At 68.3% G+C, this 17,954-nt stretch carries 12 protein-coding genes and 1 pseudogene; 5 read left to right on the top strand and 8 right to left on the bottom strand.

Features of this window, described 5'->3' with window-relative positions; translation table 11 throughout:
* From H293_RS58750 to H293_RS61820, 6 genes and pseudogenes are all read right to left on the bottom strand, one after another.
* Nucleotides 1-1,756: pseudogene (locus H293_RS58750) on the bottom strand (hypothetical protein); the annotation flags it as partial.
* A gap of 134 nt (nt 1,757-1,890) precedes the next feature.
* On the bottom strand, nt 1,891-2,274 hold the full coding sequence (locus H293_RS0142905; RefSeq protein ID WP_020123938.1) for a hypothetical protein: 384 nt from the start codon (nt 2,272-2,274) through the stop codon (nt 1,891-1,893).
* A 2-nt stretch (nt 2,275-2,276) separates the two neighbouring features.
* The gene (locus tag H293_RS0142910) at nt 2,277-2,720 is read right to left on the bottom strand and encodes a YbaB/EbfC family nucleoid-associated protein (RefSeq protein WP_020123939.1); all 444 of its coding nucleotides are present in this window, start codon (nt 2,718-2,720) and stop codon (nt 2,277-2,279) included.
* 764 nt (nt 2,721-3,484) lie between these two features.
* Nucleotides 3,485-4,213 carry a Sua5/YciO/YrdC/YwlC family protein gene (locus H293_RS0142915; RefSeq protein ID WP_020123940.1) on the bottom strand — a complete coding sequence of 243 codons (729 nt, stop codon included), beginning with the start codon at nt 4,211-4,213 and terminating at the stop codon, nt 3,485-3,487.
* Between the two features lie 114 nt (nt 4,214-4,327).
* Nucleotides 4,328-8,134 (bottom strand): S8 family serine peptidase, encoded by a 3,807-nt coding sequence (locus H293_RS0142920; protein WP_078612860.1) that lies wholly within the window; start codon nt 8,132-8,134, stop codon nt 4,328-4,330.
* Between the two features lie 107 nt (nt 8,135-8,241).
* Nucleotides 8,242-8,610 (bottom strand): HIT family protein, encoded by a 369-nt coding sequence (locus tag H293_RS61820; protein WP_397896257.1) that lies wholly within the window; start codon nt 8,608-8,610, stop codon nt 8,242-8,244.
* Between the two features lie 131 nt (nt 8,611-8,741).
* Here H293_RS61820 and H293_RS0142925 point away from each other — a divergent pair, with 131 nt between their 5' ends.
* Together H293_RS0142925 and H293_RS51390 are read left to right on the top strand one after the other, a co-directional pair.
* On the top strand, nt 8,742-9,704 hold the full coding sequence (locus H293_RS0142925; RefSeq protein ID WP_028808702.1) for an RNA polymerase sigma factor: 963 nt from the start codon (nt 8,742-8,744) through the stop codon (nt 9,702-9,704).
* 137 nt (nt 9,705-9,841) lie between these two features.
* Nucleotides 9,842-11,002: an acyl-CoA dehydrogenase family protein gene (locus tag H293_RS51390; protein WP_020123943.1), complete on the top strand. Its 1,161-nt coding sequence runs from the start codon at nt 9,842-9,844 to the stop codon at nt 11,000-11,002.
* Between the two features lie 305 nt (nt 11,003-11,307).
* On the opposite strand, the gene H293_RS0142935 is transcribed toward H293_RS51390, so the two are convergent.
* Both H293_RS0142935 and H293_RS0142940 read right to left on the bottom strand, forming a co-directional pair.
* Nucleotides 11,308-11,721: an isochorismatase family protein gene (locus H293_RS0142935; protein WP_028808703.1), complete on the bottom strand. Its 414-nt coding sequence runs from the start codon at nt 11,719-11,721 to the stop codon at nt 11,308-11,310.
* A 548-nt stretch (nt 11,722-12,269) separates the two neighbouring features.
* A complete protein-coding gene (locus H293_RS0142940) occupies nt 12,270-13,181 on the bottom strand; it encodes a LysR family transcriptional regulator (RefSeq protein ID WP_028808704.1) in 912 nt (303 codons plus the stop codon).
* 244 nt (nt 13,182-13,425) lie between these two features.
* Here H293_RS0142940 and aspA point away from each other — a divergent pair, with 244 nt between their 5' ends.
* The 3 genes from aspA (at nt 13,426) to H293_RS0142955 (ending at nt 17,920) form a co-directional block, all read left to right on the top strand.
* Nucleotides 13,426-14,847, top strand: coding sequence for an aspartate ammonia-lyase (gene aspA, locus H293_RS0142945; RefSeq protein WP_020123945.1), 1,422 nt, complete (start codon nt 13,426-13,428; stop codon nt 14,845-14,847).
* Between the two features lie 61 nt (nt 14,848-14,908).
* Nucleotides 14,909-16,333, top strand: a complete 1,425-nt coding sequence (locus tag H293_RS0142950) for an NAD-dependent malic enzyme (protein WP_028808705.1) — start codon at nt 14,909-14,911, stop codon at nt 16,331-16,333.
* 228 nt (nt 16,334-16,561) lie between these two features.
* The gene (locus H293_RS0142955; protein WP_020123947.1) at nt 16,562-17,920 is read left to right on the top strand and encodes a dicarboxylate/amino acid:cation symporter; all 1,359 of its coding nucleotides are present in this window, start codon (nt 16,562-16,564) and stop codon (nt 17,918-17,920) included.
* Nucleotides 17,921-17,954 lie beyond the last annotated feature (34 nt).

Below are 17,954 nucleotides of genomic sequence, written 5' to 3' on the forward strand. Positions count from 1 at the left end.
GCGTGTCCACCACGACCGGGACACCCAGCCCGTCCAGCGCCCGGCGGACCTGCTCGGCATCACCCAGCACCGACGGGCCCTCACCCACCGGCACCACCCGCACCCCAGACCCCACAAGCCCGCCATCAGGCCCGCCCGTCAAGCGCTCATGCAGATGCTCACGCACCCCCACCTCAACCGGCCCCGGACCCGCCGAACCCCGCAACGCCGCAAGATCAACCAGAAGCCGCTCCCGCACCTCCGCAGACCCACCCAGCAAACGCCCCCACAACTCACCCTCACCACCGGCCACCGCCCACCCGTCCGGCACCGACGACAACGGCAACGGCGACACCAGCGGAGGCGGCGACACCAGCGACGAGGACAGCCCACTTTCCGTCACGGGCAGCAGCCCACCCGGAACATACGGCGGCGGAGGATCAGCAAGCATGTCGACATCCACGCCCGCGTCCGAGCCCTTGCCCACGCCCTTGACCGTGTCCGCGTCGGTGCCCTGGCCGGCGTCGCTGCCCTTCCCCGCCTCGGTGACCGGCCCACCGCCCGAGGGGCCCCGGAACCCGCCGGTGAGCCTGTCGACCACACGACGCAGCCCCGCACCACCATTCACACCGGCACCGCTGAACACCGCCTCAGGAGCAGCACTCAGACCCGCACCCAGGAACGTCGTCCAGTTCCACGACCAGTCCCCATAGAAAGCGCCATTGATGAGTACCTCCGCAGCCGTCTCACCCACACCCGCCGCAAGGAACTCGTCCGTACCCTTCAGCCCGTAATAACCCCCCAACGCCCACGGCCGGCCCGTGTTGGACTGCCCCACCCCGCCATGACGCCACGCATTCGGGCTGATCCGGAAATGATAAGAATCCGGAAAACGCCCCGGACCGCCAGAATGCGGATGCGGGCCCCCGCCCAGCCCATGACCACCACCCGACTTCCCACCAGGAAGCCGATTCACATCCGGCCCCGGACTGCCATCAGGACCCGGCCTGTGATGCGGCCCCCCGGTCAGATGACCCACGCCACCCGGCCCACCACCCGGACCGGGCTTGAAATCAAGACCATCCTTCAAAAAATTCAGCTTGTAACCATCAACAACATTCTTGCCAAAGGCCCCCACAAGACTGGTGAGCCCACCCGCCAGGAAACCGGTCAAGCCAGAGAGATAAATATCCTTGCCGTCAAGCCCCTTCGGCCGGCGCCCGGACGGACCGAACTGCATCAACGCCAACTGCACCGCAATTTCCTGAAGAATCTCATCGATCGCCTCGGTCAGCGACGGCGAGATATGCAGAGTCTTCAGCAGACGATTCAGCGTCAGAAGGAGCACAAGACGCGAACGCAGCTTCGCCAGAAAAATCTGACTCGCCGACAGACCACCCGTGAAATATGAGAGCACCGTCAGAAAAGCAATCTCAGCCGCGAGCCGGACAAGCTCCGCAACGAGATCCCACTGCATCTTCACAATATTCATGGATGCCTTACGGCGATTCTCCGCAATACCATCCAGAGCACGAGCAAAATCACGCAGAATATTCTGGCCGCCCTCACCGATGAGCGGACCCACCGCCCGCCGATAAGCCCTGGCCACCTCATCCGGCAAAGCCTTGACTATATCATCGCTCACCTTGGCCAGCACACTACGCAACGCATCCTGATCCAGCCGCGCCGTCACATAATTCAGACGATCGTAAAACGCTTTCTCTGAATTAGCATCAGGAAACAACTCGCCTATCAAGGCAAAGAAAAGATTACGCACCCACTGCGGGAGATTATCCAGAGGGTTACCCGACATAAAAGCCATCGACCATCACCCCCTGACACATACGGACATGACGACACAGCCGCCTCCGCCGCAACGCGGAAGCAGCCGATGACGTCCCGTATTCCCGATCAACCGCCGCGCCGCCCAGATCCCGAGGTACCGCTATCGCCGCGGAAACCGTCAGTATCGAAGCGGTTGCCGGTCTTAGCGATTTCTTCAAGGTTGTGATCGCGCGTGTCCTTCACCATGGCGATCATGCCGAGGGTCGCGTCGATGAGGGCGTTCACCATCTGTTCGATCGCCAGCGTGGTGTTGATGGTGTACTGGCGCTCCTGCTGCTCGTTCTTCCTGCCCTGCTGTGCGATGTCACCTACGGTGCCAGGCCAGTCGAACGTTTCGGCGACGCCGGCACGGTACTGCTCACTCGTGGCCCGAAGCTGCTTTTGCGCGCCTTTGAGCTGATCCGTCATGGCCTGAACGAGTTGGGGGTCGAAACGGTATGTATCACTCACCGTCAGTCCTCCTCCAGGGCATCCCGCCAACCAGGCTTGTTCTCGGCCTCGTTCGCGTCGTCGCCGTCGTCCTCCAGCACTTCGGGGCCGAAGATGTTTCCCCAGTCCACATCAAAGCCCTCCAACTCGGGCATGCTGTCGCTGGGTTGAGTGAACGGTGTCAATGCCTTCATGACGTGCCGGTTCACCTTCACACGGGCCGCGTTGATCGCTTCGAGGACACTGGCTGCCAGCTCCTGGGGCGACATGTCCCGGTACTTGGTGTCCAGGAAGTCGAGTGAGGTCACCTCACCCTGGGGACCCACCGTGGCCCGCACGGCCCGGTCGGAGGACACAACGGCGAACGACACCTGTCTCAGCTCACGCTCGGTACGCTCCATCGCTGCCTGGGCAGCCTGGAGTTCGGCCATCGCCTTCTCCACGCGCTTTTCCAGCGGTTCTGTCACGTCCCCTGCCCTTCCTCCGTCAGCCTGTCCCCTCGTACACCGGGCGCCTCCCCCGGCCTCCGCCCTTCGCGCACGGCTGGACGGTCCGGCGAGGCGAGCCGGATCCGCGTCGGACTGCTAGATCGCGCACCGGCAAGTGTAAGTAGCGTACGCTACACGCACTCGCCGGTGGTCCAAACCAGAATGCAAATCGTCTGGCCGACAGCATAGTTGGGCCGTCTCTCGTTCCGCATAGTTGGGCCGTCTCTCGTTCCGCGGGAAGGTCCAGGCACTCTATCGACCGGGCACCTTCAGACCATCGGTGTGGCGGAGATGGCCGGGAGGGTTCTCCAGACGGCTCTCCGGACTCCCGGACTTCCAGCGCTGACAGGCTTCGCCATCATGCGCCGACGGGGTGTTGCAGCAGGTGTGCGCTGCCCCACGCACAGACTGCTCGCGTCCGCGAGAACGGCCGTCCCGCGTCCCGCCCGCCCTCGAGACCACCGCCCGTAACGAAGAGGCGGAGACTGCGTGCGAGGGCAGCTGGACCGTGCCTTCCGCCTCCGCGCAGCGACCCGTCGGGCAGAGTTGCAGCCGGGCGAACGACCGCGCGGGCACCGCACCGCACCGCACCGCACACCCAAAGCAGGCCTGACGGGCCGAGCGATGTCCAGGACACGCGAAGGCACCGCCCACAGACCGGACTTCCGTCAGGCTGCTGAGGGCTGACGGGCGTCCGGTGGTCGAGGTCACGATCCGCGGCCCCAAGGGGCCGCGGGCTCCGCTCAGTTCACGGTTGCCTGCTCGCGGAGGTGGCCGGACGGCAGGACGTCGCGTCCCGGGTCGGCGGGCAGCCGGACGCCGAACTGGGTGGCCATGATGTCGCTGATGAGTTCGTAACACGTACCGATACGAATGACCTCCATCGCACTGAAGTCGATCATGGTCGAGGAACGCCGATAGTGGTGGTACTTGCACAGCCCGTGGTCGATGACGAGGTCCACCGCGTCGAGAATCGGCTGCTGGATGTCCGCCACCCGGAACTTGGTGCCGGTACCGGTGAGGTTGGCCGACGAACCGAGCAGCGGAATCCCCGCCCGGTGGGTGAGGCCGACCACCACCTCCTGGAAGCGGCCGCCGTTCACCAGCATCGCGAGCGTGTCACCGACGGTGCTGGCGGCCAGTGTCTCGGACTCGACCGCGGCCACGACCGGATGATCCGCGTGGAAGGGCGCGATGACAGCGAGCGGCAGACCCGCGTCGATGGTGATCGCATCGACGATCTCCTGCTCCCGGCTGCCGAGTTCGTGCACCTCACGGTGCAGCTCGTAGGTACCGACCATCGCGTGACGCTTGTGCGGCGCGCGGCGCTTCGCTACGAACAGCCGCCGCAGGGCCTCCGACGAGCTCGCGCAGGCCCCGTATCCGATGTCACCGGGAAGGATCGCCGCGCCGCCGGCCGTGATCGTCTCGAACACGCGCTTCGCGTCAGCGTGGATGTCGTGCCTACCCATGCGAGCCTCCTTGCTCGTTGCAAGAGATGCTAGACCGCAGCGCGGTGCAGGGGTGGGCGTCGGCCGGGAGCGGCCGGAGCCCGGTGCTTCGAAGGACTCCGGCCGCTCGCGCGGCTATACGAGCCCGAAGGCCCGGGTGACGGTCTGGCTGACCCCGCCGCCGTTGCGCTGCTCGGCGACGACGCGGATGGACACGTACTCGGCGCGGGCGGGCGCGTGGAGCCGCGTCCGCCAGGTGCCGTCGGTCTTCGTCAGAGCCTGCGGCCGCCAGGACACGCCGTCGTCGTAGGACACCTCCAACGTGAGCGAGGCGACGGCGTCCGCGGCGGCGTCACTGCCCACGACGACGGGCTTCACCCCGAGAACCGACGAGTGTCCGGCCCGCCCGGCCAGGTTCAGCTCCGTTTCGTAGTCGAGCTGGGCCAGCGGAATGGCCTGGTTGTCGGCTTCTCCGGACAGGAAGCTCCATTCGGTGCGCGTGGAGGTGGAGTACGGGGTGAGCTCGGTGTTCCCCTTCGTGGTGGCGACGAGTCGATACGGGAGCCGCTGCGGGGCCAGGTCGCCCACCCCGAAGTCGGGCCGCGGCCCGTTCTGTGTCAGCAGCTTGTCCCCCTGGTAGAGCGCGAAGCTCCGGGACATCCACCGGGTGTCGCCGCTGTGGGCGGAACCTCCGTCGCCGAACCCCGCGACCTGCCCGCCCATGGCGTTGCCGACGCGGTGCGGAACCTCGAAGCTGACCATGCGGGGCCGTGTGATGGGGCCGAACCAGTGTTCGCTCTGCGTGCTGCGCGGCCGGTAACCCGTGATGTCGGTGAAGGTGTCCCAGCCGTCGATCGACCCGTACTGCTGCCATGTGACACCGTTTCCGGCGGACACCCAGTCGGTGCGGTGCCCCGCGGGGACCGGCTCACTCGGGAACGGGGCGACGCGCGTTACTCCGAACACGGCGTAGGGGAAGGCAGCCGGCCAGTGCTCGTACGCGGGGCTGTCCTCACGGCTTTCGTAGATCTGCTTGCCGGCCGGTGGGGCGAAGGTGTTGTCGATACGGGCCAGGCTGCCCGGGTCCGTCGCGGCGGACGGGTCTGCGGGGACTCCTCCCTGGTGGTAGTCGGCCAGGTCGTACAGGTACTCCGGGGCGGGATGGGCTTCGACCGTCAGCTTGGTCCGCTTCTTCCCGGCGGTCCTGATCGTCCTGATCAGCTCCTCGCCGTCGTCCCGGGTGACCGAGGCGACCGGTACGGGGCCGTTCGTCGTCCCGTCGGGGCCGCCGTACCAGTCGCTCGCGCGGCCGTACCCGTCGCCGACCACCAGGAGCGCGGCCGCCGACGCCGCTGCGGCGGCCGCAGCCTGTTCCGCCGGGGTCACGCTGTCGCTTCTGCGGACGATCACGGCCCGGCCCCGGACGGACAGGCCGGCGTAGTCGGCGGGTGCGCCGTCACCGGCGTAGACCGCGTCCCAGCGGGTGCTGCCGTCGCGGAACGGAGCGGATCCGGGCTGCACCAGCAGTGTGTCGTCGAGGTCGTGGCGGCCGTAGGTGATCTTCAGCGGGGTCTGCTTGGCGCGGATCCGGGTGGTGAAGACGAAGCTGCCCTTGGTCGCCTTGCCCTTGCTCGGAAGGGCCCAGATGCTGTCGTACGCGGTCGAGGGCATGAAGGTCTGGTGCAGTGCGTGCTCGTCCGCCGGTGTGGGCCGGTCGGAGGTGAAGGAGCGGAAGACGTCGATCCTGCTGTGGGCGACGGACGTGGGCCGGGGTGTCTCCACCTTGACCTGGCGCATCCGTGAGCCGTCCAGCTCGACGCTCCTGTCCGACGTGAGGTCGAGCTCGGGCACGGTGAGCACTGCGTAGCCGAGCGAGTCCGGGCCGTTGCGGCCTTCCACATCCAGGGCGGAGACGACGGTGTACGAGCCGGGCGTCCAGCGGCTGATGAGGGTGCCGTCCTGGACCCACATGACGGTGGTCCGCCCGTCGGCTCCGGTGATCTCGACCTCGCCGCTGACGGGTTTGCCCGACCGGTCCTTCAGATGGACGGTCAGCGTGTGCTTCTCGGACTCGACGGACACGCCCACCGCGGTGTGCACGGCGCCGGTTGCGAAGCGGGCGGTGACCTGGGCGGCGTACTGACCGGGCGCCCGGTGCCGCGGGTCGACGAAGAGCGCCACGGTCGAGGTTCCGCGCGCCGGTACCGTGACGCGGTCAGCCGCCAGGGTGAACACTCCCGCGGGGGTCTCTCCACGGTCCAGCGTGAGGTCCAGGGTGACGGGTCGGTCGGTGGTGTTGGTGTAGGTGATCGGCCGCTCGACCGTCCTCGGCTTCCCGTCCCGTGACCAGGGGACGAGCCCAGCGTCCACGGAGCCGCTCGCGACCACCTGGTCCTCCAGGTACGCGGCCCCCACGTCCAGCCGGCCGGTACCGGCCTGGTAGGGGCTGTGGGCGGGGGTGCGGACGCTGGTGCTCATCAGGGCGTCCTTGATGCGCTGTCCCGTCCACGTCGGATGCTTCTGGGCCAGGAGCGCCGCCGCGCCGGCGACGTGCGGCGCCGCCATCGAGGTACCGCTGTCCCAGCGGTAATAGCCCTCCCCCGAGCTCATCTGCTGCGAACGCGCGGCCAGTACGTCCACACCGGGGGCGGTGAGGTCGGGCTTGAGGGCGTCGTCGCCCATTCGCGGCCCGGCGCTGGAGAAGTTCGCGAGGTGGTCGGAGGCGTCGACCGCGCCGACGGTGAGAGCGGCGTCCGCGGTTCCCGGGGCGCTGACGCCGTAGGGGCTGTTGCCGCCGTTGCCCGCGGCGATGACGAACAGTGCGCCGGTCTCGGCACTGAGCTGGTTGACGGCCCGGCTCATGGGGTCGTCCTGGGTGTGCCACACCGCTGTGCCCAGGCTCATGTTGATCACCTTGGCGTGCTCGGTCCGCGCCGCCCACTCCATGCCGGCGATGATCCCCGAGATCGGACCGGATCCGCTGTCGCCGAGGACCTTGCCCACGATCAGGTCGGCGCCCGGGGCGACACCCGCTTCCTGCCCGTCGGAGGCGGCTCCTGTTCCGGCCACGGTGGAGGCGGTGTGGGTTCCGTGTCCGTTGCGGTCCGTGACGTCCTCACCCGCCACGAAACTGCGTGAGGCGACGATGCGGTCGGCCAGATCCGGGTGCGTGGTGTCCGCCCCGGAGTCCAGTACCGCGACGCGGACGCCCGCTCCGGTGCCCCCCGCCTCGCGCGCCTTAGGGACGCCGATCTGCGCCGTCGTGTCGGCGAGGTCCGCCTGGACCTTGCCGTCGAGCCACACCTTGTCAATGCCCGCGACGAAGGACGGCCTCGTCCCGGCGTACGAACTCGTGCCGCTCCTGTCCCGCCGTGACGTGTCCTCGCCGTCCGCGCCCGTCAGAGCGGACCAGAAGGCGGAGGTCTTCGAGCGCCTGGCTTCGACGGCCTCACTGTGGACGGACGGAAGGCGGAGGGTCGTCCTCGCTCCCGGCAGTGGGGCAGCGGACCGCGGCCCTTCTCCAGGGTCACCGCTCCGGGCGGCGGACGTCTCCGGGGAGCGGGTGATGATCAGGGGCAGGGCGTCCGCACGAGCGTCGTCGTAGCCCTGCGCTATCAACTGGCTGACGTTGAACAGCTGTTTGTCGAGGAGGCCGGTCGCGACATAGGGCATGGCGGCGTCGGGGTAGACGAAGGTGTCACCGCGCTCCACGGCGATCCGTACCGACCCGCGTGCCCCCGGCACCCGCACGATGTCGTCCACGGACACCGCTCCGCCCGGCGCCTGACGGGCCGTCACTTTGTCACCTGTGATCAACGTCACCGTGACCGGCGCGCGCTGTACGGCATTTCGCTCGACGGGGGCGCCGTACGCGTGGAGCGAGGGGCCGGCCTCGCGAGCTGTCGCGGGAGCGACCGAGGCGACAACTAAGGCCACAGCCATGGTCGTTGCCGCTCTTCGGGCATAGGGGAACAACACATTTCCTCCAGCAGTCAGTGATCGACTGCATCCGACCACTCCGGGTGCGGAAAAGTAAGTACTTGAACGATCTACCAACTGCCGGTAAGGCGGGCTCCGCCTGACGCGCTTTCCGGCCGGTCATGAACCCCCAACCGACGGCGTCCACCCCCGCCCAAGACACGTGGATGGGCAGATGCGATACCTCGGGGCCCGCAATGACCAGCCCGGTCGCAGGGCGCCCCAAACCCGCTGCACACCTGTCCGATGGCCTGGGCGACCTCGACGCAATGCCCGAGCAGGACCCCGTCGGCATCGGTCCACCGGTCGACCTCACGCCGGGGCACGACCAGTGTGTGTGACCGGGCCGCAATCAGTGCGGTGGTGAGGAACTCGGTGATCTCCGGATCCTGCCGGACGAAGCGACCGGGCAGTTGGCCCGCGATGATCCGAGAGAGCAAGGGGCCATGCGCACGAACCTGTCATCTGCGGCGGCCGTCCAGGCCGAGGGGGCGGACCGTGTACGGCGCCTCCCGCCGGGGCCGGTGCACTGGCCCCGGGACACTGACACGTCGTTGTTAGCATGGCGGGCATGGCATTGTCCCGTGCCGTCGGCCCGCCCGATGCAGACCTGGTGCACACCGCACAGACAGGGGATGTGAGCGCCCTCGGAACCCTCCTGGCCCGGCACCGCCCGATGCTCCTCTCGGTCGCCATCGGATTGCTCGGCCATGGTCCAGACGCCGAGGACGCCGTGCAGGAAACCTGCATGATCGCTCTGCGCCGGATCGGCAGTCTGCGTGATCCCGAGTCAGTGGGTCCCTGGCTGCGCGCGGTGGTCCGCAACGCATGCCGCATGCAGTGCAGGGCGCCGGTCCACCTGACGGTGGACGACGGGCTCGCGGCGTCGCTCCGTTCCGCCGAATCGGATCCTCAGGAGTTGCTGGAGGGACAGGGCACGCGGGACTGGGTCTGGGACGCCCTGGAAACGTTGTCACCCCCGCTGCGCCTGGTGCTGATGCTTCGCTACTTCAGCGGCGTGACGGCGTACCAGGACATCGCCGCGGCGTGCGGAGTGCCGGTCGGGACCGTGCGGAGCCGGTTGAGCGAGGCACGCGCCAAGCTGACACGGGCCCTCCTCGCAACGGCCGACACCGCGCACGGCGATGTTCGGGCCGTCACCGTGGAACGCAGCCGCCAGGCCGAGGAGTTACTGGGAGCTGCGCGGCGCGGCGAGTCCCTGTCCGCGCTGTCCGCCAGCTGGCTGCCGACCGTCGCGCTGTCCGGAGCCGGTGGCCTGCGGGCCGAAGGGTACGACGTGCTGGCCCGTGGGCTTGAGCAGGACGTGGCCGACGGAGTGCGGCACCACTTGACCAACGTCGTCGCCGGCCGCGATCTCGCTGTCTGGGAGTTCACGCTGCAGAGTCCGCCCGAGGATCCATTCCACTGTCCACCCGGGGGTGCGTGGGTCCTGCATCTGCGGTCGGGCTGGGTGGAGCGGGCCCGGCTCTTCCACACGCGTCGGGAGCTACCGGAACACGCCCGTGCGGCGTGACCCACGACACAGACGGATCTCCGAACTTTCCTGTGCCCCCCCGCATCTGAGGGGGGATCACGCATCCGGCAGCCGTGCCGTCCACAGGGACGGCGCCCCGGCTGATCCGGTCCATCCCCTGTTCGGAGATCGAAGAAATGCCTACCTACTCCCGGCCGGCCGAAGAGCCTGAGGACCTGCCCGAGGTGCTCCGCCCGGTGATAGAGAAGTACCGCGACGAGGCCGACGAACTCCGCAGGCTTCCTGACGAACTCCTCGACCACCTGCGCACTCACGGAGCGTTTCGTCTCAATGCTCCGCGTGAGCTCGGTGGGTTCGAGCTGCCGCTGGCCCGGTCCGTGGCCGTGATCGAGAGGCTGGCCCGGATCGACGGCCCGACGGCCTGGATCGTGTGGAACCTGAACGCCGGCTTCGCCGCGGCGTTCCTCGGCGAGACCATCGTCGAAGAGATCTGGGCCGACGGGCCGGACCCGATGATCGCGCATTCGAGTCAGCCCGGCTTCCTGGTGCCGGACGACGGCGGATACCGGCTCTCCGGCGAGTGGAAACTCGTCAGCGGGGTTGACGCGGCGCAGTGGCTGGGGCTGCTGGCGATCATCCTGGAAGACGGGCAGCCGCGTATGACCGAGACCGGCCCGGAGTGGCGCTTCTGCCTGGTACCCCGTGACTCGGTGACGGTGCGGGACACCTGGCACGCGACCGGTATGCGGGGCACCAACAGCAACACCGTGGCCGCCCAGGATGTGCCGGTGACCCGCGACAGGATGGTCGGGCCCGATGCGGAGGCCCGCATCGACCGCCCGCTCTACCGCCTGCCGGTGACCAACCAGATCACCTCGGGAGGCGCGGCGGTGGTGCTGGGCATCGCCCGGGCCGCGATCGACGAGATGGCGGCCCTGTCGCGCACGAAGACCGGGCCGGACGGCCTGCCGCTCGCGCAGCAACCACGCATCCAGGCCGCCGTCGGCCGAGCCAGCGCCCGCGTCGACGCCGCACGGGCGTTGCTGCTGACCACGCTCGGCGAACTGGACGCCGCCGCCGCGGAAGGACGTGTCGCTACGGAGGCACAGCGCGGTGCCGTGCGGGGCGCGTTGTCCCACGCGGGTGAGACCGCGCGCGGCGCGCTCACCTCCATGTACGAGCTGGGCAGTTCGAGCGCCGTGTTCGAGTCGAGCCGGTTGGGCAAGCTGTTCCGCGACGGTCTCGTCGCGGCGCAGCACGCCGTCCTGTCGGCGCCCCAGTACGAGGTGGCCGGCCGCACCGTCATCGGCATTCCCGCCGGCGACCCCACCCTCTGAGCGGACCACCGGCCCGCCGACATGGCCTGATCGACAAGCGAAGCCGGTTGCCCCCTTCTTAACGGAGGGGACGCCCGGCTGGTGACTGCCGCGCTCTCTCATCCACCGCCGGCAGCAGGTGCCACCGGCCACAGAGCCGGGCACGGGATGTCCCGTGCCCGGCTGTCCTCCCGGGGCCCGATTCCGCCCGCACACGGGGCCGAGGAGCGGGTTGTCGGCGCCGGGACCGGCCGCCCACGACCACGTCAGGGTCTCCCCGCGGATCGCGGGAAGCCGCGATCGCCCTCAGAAGGCCCTGGGAACAGTCACGGCCAGTCGAGTGCGACGGTGGCATGCTGCATTTCCATGGTGAACGTGGCCACCGCGTCCGAGACGAAGGTGACCTCGTACCCCTTCTCCACGGCGTCGCGGCTGGATGTCCATGTCCGTGCCGTGGAAGGCGTCGAACGTCTTGTGCACCGTGACGACCACCTCCCCGTCGATCGGCGGGAAATCCGTGTGCAATCGGACGCCCCAGGTGCCCACGGGTCGGTCTCCATCGTGGCGTGCAGCACTGCGATGCCGGCCTCTCGTGCCACGTCGAGGACGCGTTTCATGTTCGGCACGGTGCCGACCGCCTCGCAGACCACGCGCAGGCCCGGGCCCCCCTTGCCGTTCTCGGAGATGAAGTCGTTGGTGGCGTCGATGAGGACGAGGGCCGTTCGCTCCAGCGAATACATGGTTCACACGTACGTCCCGGTACCGTCTTGATCAGGTCGAGGAGGGTGCACAGGGGGCAGCGCACAGACCCCCGGGACCGCAACGGGAACAGGGCTACGGCGCCGCCGCGATCAGCGACATCGTGAACGCGACCGGGACCCCCCGGGGGGATCCTTCACCTTCCACTACCGGGGCGGCAAGGACGAGTCAGCACACGAGGTGATCACCCTGCGGACCGCCCAGGTACTCGAACGACTCGACGCGGTCGCCGCGGACAGCGACTCGGCCGCCGGCTTCCCGACGGCATGCGTGAACCGCGGTCGCCGCGGAGTTCGCCGACCCCGTTTCACGGCCGACTGCCCGGTCGTGCCCATCCCTCCTCAAGCGTTCGGCCCGGTCTATCGTGCTTCGCGACGCGGGCGAGGACTTCTTCGCGCGTGGCGCGGGTCTATGGCCCGCCACCTCGCCGCGCACGGCATCGTGGGCCCGCGTCAGCGACCACCAGCACGAGCACCGAACCCCAAGCACACCAGGCCCATTACCCAACTTCGAGATCGACACCGCCCACTCAGGAGCCGAGAGCGGCGGCCCGGTCCTGTAGTTCGCGCAGCACCAGCCGCAGCAGTGGGTGCTGCTCGCTGCCGCTCCGGACGGCGGTGTATACCCGCCGCTGGGGACGAAAGCCGCCGACCGGGCGTGTGGCGGCACCCCCGATAGCGATGCCGTGGAGCGCCGAACGAGGCACCAGCGCCACACCCGCGCCGGCGGATACGAGGGCACACACCGCCCGGGAGTCGTCGGCCAGGCACTCGACCCGAGGTTGGAAACCGACCTCTTCGCAGGCGCGCATGACGACGTCATGTACCGGGTTGCCGGGCCACGGCGTGATCCACGGATCGTTGCGCAAGTCGGCCAGCCCGACCTCTGGAGCGTCCGCCAGCGGGTGATCGGACGGCAGTACGACATCGAACGGTTCCCCGTACAACGGCTCACGCAGCAGCTGTTCTCTGCTCTGCCCAGGGGTGTCCCATTGCTCCACCGATACGGCGATGTCGACTGCGCCATCGATGAGAAGTCGCTGACTCGCTCGCCCCTCCGCGTCCTTCACTCGGATGCGCACCTGCGGCGCGCGGTCCCGCAGTGCCGCCACAGCCGGGGCCACCACTTCGGTGATCGCACTCGCGAACGCGGCTATCGCCACCTCGCCGGCCAGGCCCGCCGAGCAGGAGGCCATATCGGCCTCCGCCTCCTCCAACTGCGCGGCGATCTTCGTCGCGTGAGTGGCCAGCACGGCACCCGCGGGAGTCAGCCGGACGGAGCGCCCACGCCGTTCCAGCAGTAGATGCCCGACTTCCGCTTCGAGCGCGGCGAGCTGCTGTGAGGCCGCCGACGGGGACAGATAGAGAGCGTGGGCAGCGGCGGTGACGGTGCCGTGCTCGGCCAGAGCTCGCAGCACTCGGAGCCTACGGGGATCGATCACGTCAGGCAGTACACCAGAAGAGAGAGCCTGTGAAGCAGAGCTTCACAGGCGATCCGAGAAAACAGCGATGGACTTCACGGTAGCGACGCTCCACAGTGGTCCCCGTGAAGCCACCGGCAACGACCGCTGTCGACCGCATGAGTTGAAGCCTGTCCGCCTCCCACGCCACCGACACGCTCACGCCACGCGCCCCGCCGCCCGAATCCCCGCGCTTTCCCCACCCCTTAAGGAAACTGCTGTGCCCATGTCTGCCGACCATCGCCGCGAGCACGACCTGCTCGGCGACCGGGACGTGCCCGTCGACGCGTACTGGGGCATCCACACCCTGCGTGCCCGGGAGAACTTCCCCATCACCGGTACGGCGATCTCAGCGTACCCACAGCTGATCAACGCCCTCGCGGCGGTCAAAGAAGCGGCGGCCCGCGCCAATGAGGACCTCGGGCTTCTGGCTCCGGAGAAGGCCGACGCCATCGCCGCTGCTTGTGGGGAGATCCGGAAGGGCGGCCTGCACGACCAGTTCGTCGTCGATGTGATCCAGGGCGGTGCCGGCACCTCCACCAACATGAACGCCAACGAGGTGATCGCCAACCGGGCGTTGGAGCTGCTGGGCCACGAGAAGGGGCAGTACTCCTTCCTGCACCCCAACGAGGACGTCAACCTGGGGCAGTCGACCAATGACGTCTACCCGACCGCCGTCAAGGTCGCCACGATCAGCGCCGTGCACGGGCTGCACGACGCGATGGCCGTGCTGCACGACGCCTTCGCCGCCAAGGCGGAGGAGTTCCGCGACGTTCTGAAGATGGGCCGCACCCAGCTCCAGGACGCGGTTCCCATGACGCTGGGTCAGGAGTTCTCCACGTACGCGGTCATGTTGGAGGAGGACCGCAGCCGGCTCGCCGAAGCCGTGCTGCTCGTGCACGAGATCAATCTCGGTGCGACCGCGATCGGCACCGGCCTCAACGCCCCCGTCGGCTACGCCGAGGCCGCCCGCGGCCACCTCTCCGCCATCACCGGCCTGCCGCTGGTGACCGCGGCCAACCTCGTCGAGGCCACCCAGGACTGCGGCGCGTTCGTCCACCTCTCCGGTGTGCTCAAGCGCATCGCCGTCAAGCTCTCCAAGAGCTGCAACGACCTGCGGCTGCTCTCCTCCGGCCCGCGCGCCGGGCTCGCGGAGATCAACCTGCCGCCCGTGCAGGCCGGTTCGTCGATCATGCCCGGCAAGGTCAACCCGGTGATCCCGGAGGTCGTCAACCAGGTCGCCTTCGAGGTGATCGGCAACGACGTCACCATCACCATGGCCGCCGAGGCCGGACAGCTCCAGCTCAACGCCTTCGAACCGATCATCCTGCACTCCCTGTCGGAGAGCATCACCCACCTGAGTGCCGCCTGCCGCACTCTGGCCGAGCGCTGCGTGGCCGGCATCACCGCCAACACCGAGACGCTGCGCGCGACCGTCGAGAACTCCATCGGCCTGGTCACCGCCCTCAACCCGCACATCGGCTACACGGCCGCCACCGACATCGCCAAGGAAGCCCTCGCCACCGGCCGCGGCGTCGCCGAACTCGTCCTGGAGAAAGGCCTGCTCCCGGCCGACCGGCTCGCTGCTCTGCTCCGCCCGGCCCAGGTCGCCGGTACGGGAACAAGTCTCGCCGGGACAACCACTTGATGCCGGTTACGAGCCGAGCCCGAACTGACGGACCCGATAAGCCCAGTGGAGGAATGTAGACATGGCAACGGCGCCAAGTGTCTCGTATTCGATGACGGTGCGGCTGGAAGTTCCCGCGAGCGGCACCGCCGTCAGCCAGCTCACCACGACCGTGGAGTCCTCCGGAGGGTCCGTCACAGGCCTCGACGTGACCGCGTCCGGTCACGAAAAACTCCGGATCGATGTCACCATCGCCGCGACCTCCACCGCACACGCCGACGAGATCGTCGAGAAGCTGCGCGGCATCGAGGGTGTGTCGATGGGCAACGTCTCCGACCGGACCTTCCTGATGCACCTGGGGGGCAAGATCGAGATGGCGTCGAAGCACCCCATCCGCAACCGTGACGACCTCTCCATGGTCTACACCCCCGGCGTTGCCCGCGTCTGCCAGGCCATCGCCGAGAACCCCGACGACGCCCGCCGCCTGACCATCAAGCGCAACAGCGTCGTGGTGGTCACCGACGGCTCCGCCGTCCTGGGCCTGGGCAACATCGGCCCCAAAGCCGCGCTGCCCGTGATGGAGGGCAAGGCGGCCCTGTTCAAGCGCTTCGCCGGCATCGACGCCTGGCCGATCTGCCTGGACACCCAGGACAGCGACGCCATCGTCGAGACCGTCAAGGCGATCGCCCCCGGCTTCGCGGGCATCAACCTCGAGGACATCTCCGCCCCCCGCTGCTTCGAGATCGAGGCACGGCTGCGCGAGGCCCTGGACATCCCGGTCTTCCACGACGACCAGCACGGCACCGCCATCGTCGTCCTGGCCGCCCTCACCAACGCCCTGCGCGTGGTCGGCAAGTCCATCTACAGCGTGCGCGTGGTGATGTCCGGCGCGGGCGCGGCCGGCACCGCCATCCTCAAGCTGCTGAACGCCGCCGGCGTCAAGCACGTCGTGGTCGCCGACATCCACGGGGTCGTGCACGCGGGCCGCGAGGACCTGGTCTCCGCCGACCCCGACTCGCCGCTGCGCTGGATCGCCGACAACACCAACCCCGAGGGCGTCACCGGCACCCTCAAGGAGGCCGTGACCGGCGCGGATGTCTTCATCGGTGTCTCGGCCCCGAACGTGCTGCACGGCACGGACGTGGCGCGGATGGCCGAGGACGCGATCGTTTTCGCACTCGCCAACCCCGACCCCGAGATCGACCCGGCGATCGCCCGCCAGACCGCCGCAGTCGTGGCCACCGGGCGTTCGGACTTCCCGAACCAGATCAACAACGTGCTGGTCTTCCCCGGCGTCTTCCGCGGCCTGCTGGACGCACAGTCCCGCACCGTCGACACCGAGATGATGCTGGCCGCCGCCGGTGCGCTCGCGGACGTCGTCCTGGACGACGAGCTGAACGCGAACTACATCATCCCCAGCGTCTTCAACGACAAGGTCGCCCGCGCGGTCGCCGGAGCCGTCCAGGACGCGGTCCACAACGCTGCCCAGGCAGCGCATATCAGCTGAGCTCCGCCGCGGCGACGCTGGTCAGTCGCACTGCGGGACAGCGTCGGAAGCCCACCACCGGGCAGCGGGGCACCGAGCCGGGTGCCAGGCGGCAGGGACGCAGCGCGCGAAGCACACGCTGCGGGCCATACCCCAACTCCCTTGTGGCTGGTTATGGACATCTTTCCGTGGCCGGCCTCAGGACCACCTGTCTGTACGTGAAGCGCACACCCCATTGGAGTTCCACTCATGAAGAATCCTGCTCACGACAACCCCCTCGAGGTCGATCACAGCGTGAAGGCCCCGCCAGCGCGCGCAAAGCGCTGGTGGCGACTGCCACTCGGACTGCAGTCGGCACTCGCTGTCGGACTCGGCGCGCTGATCGGAGCGCTCGCGCCGTCCGTCGGCGAGCAACTGAAGCTCCTCGGGGACGTCTTCCTGAACCTGGTGCAAATGGTCGTACTGCCCCTGGTCTTCCCGCTGATTGTGCTGGGCATCGCCCGCATGGAATCGGTGAAGAAGGTGGGCCGGATCGCGGGTAAGGCCATCCTCTACTTCGAGGTCGTCACCACGGTGGTCCTTCTGGTCGCGGTGACGCTGGCCGAGATCACCGGCATCGGCAGGGGCGCCCCGGTCGCCGACGGTGACACGAAGAGCCTGGAAACCCTGGACAAGGGCATCGACTTCCACGAGCTCATCCTCCACGCCGTCCCGAAGAACGTCTTCGCCGCGTTCACCGAGGGCAACCTGCTCGCCGCGATCGTCTTCGCGCTCTTCCTCGGTGTCGGGATGGCGGCCATCGGCGGGAAGTCCGCACCCTTCGCATCGGTCCTGGAGTCCGTCTCGGCAGCCATGTTCAAGGTTGTCGGCTATGTCCTCCGCGTCGCTCCCCTGGGCGTTCTCGGCTTCATCAGCTACGACGTGGCGCACTACGGATTCGGCAACCTCAAGAGCCTGGTCGGCTTCATTGCCGTGGTCTACGCAGGTCTGGCCGTCGTCCTCGGCGTGATCTTCCCGGTCATCGCGCTGATCTACCACATCCGGTACGTGGACCTGCTCAAGGCGATCGGCGGACTCGTCGGTATCGCCTTCGTCACGCGCAGCTCCGAAGCGGTGCTGGCACCGCTGATGGGCAAGCTCGAAGCCTTCGGCATCAGCCGCTCGACGGCTTCTTTCGTCGTCCCCCTCGGCTACTCGTTCAACACCGACGGGTCCGTGCTCTACCAGGCCACCGCCCTGGTGTATCTCGCCCACGCCTACGGCATGGACACCTCGATCCCGTCCCTGCTGCTCATGGTCGGTGTCCTGGTAGTGCTGTCCAAGGGGATGGCGGGCGTCACATCGGCCTCCATCGTGGTGCTCCTCGCCGCGGGCAAGACGATCGGCATCCCGGCCGAGGGGATCGCACTCCTGGTCGGCGTCGACTTCATCGTCGACATGGCGCGTACCGCGGTGAACGTCGTAGGGAACGCGCTGGCGTCCGCCGTCGTGGACCGTTCGGAGGCCAAGAGGGACGCCGGGAAAGACGCCGAGCAGAACACCCAGCGGGAAGACGCCGTACCCGACTACGAGCCCGTGGCGCCGGCCGCCCAAGAACAAACGGTGTAGTGAACGGCTCATCGCAGATCACCTGCGGCCTGGA

The sequence above is a fragment of the Streptomyces canus 299MFChir4.1 genome, from assembly GCF_000383615.1.
GTDB classification, from domain to species: Bacteria; Actinomycetota; Actinomycetes; order Streptomycetales; family Streptomycetaceae; genus Streptomyces; species Streptomyces canus_C.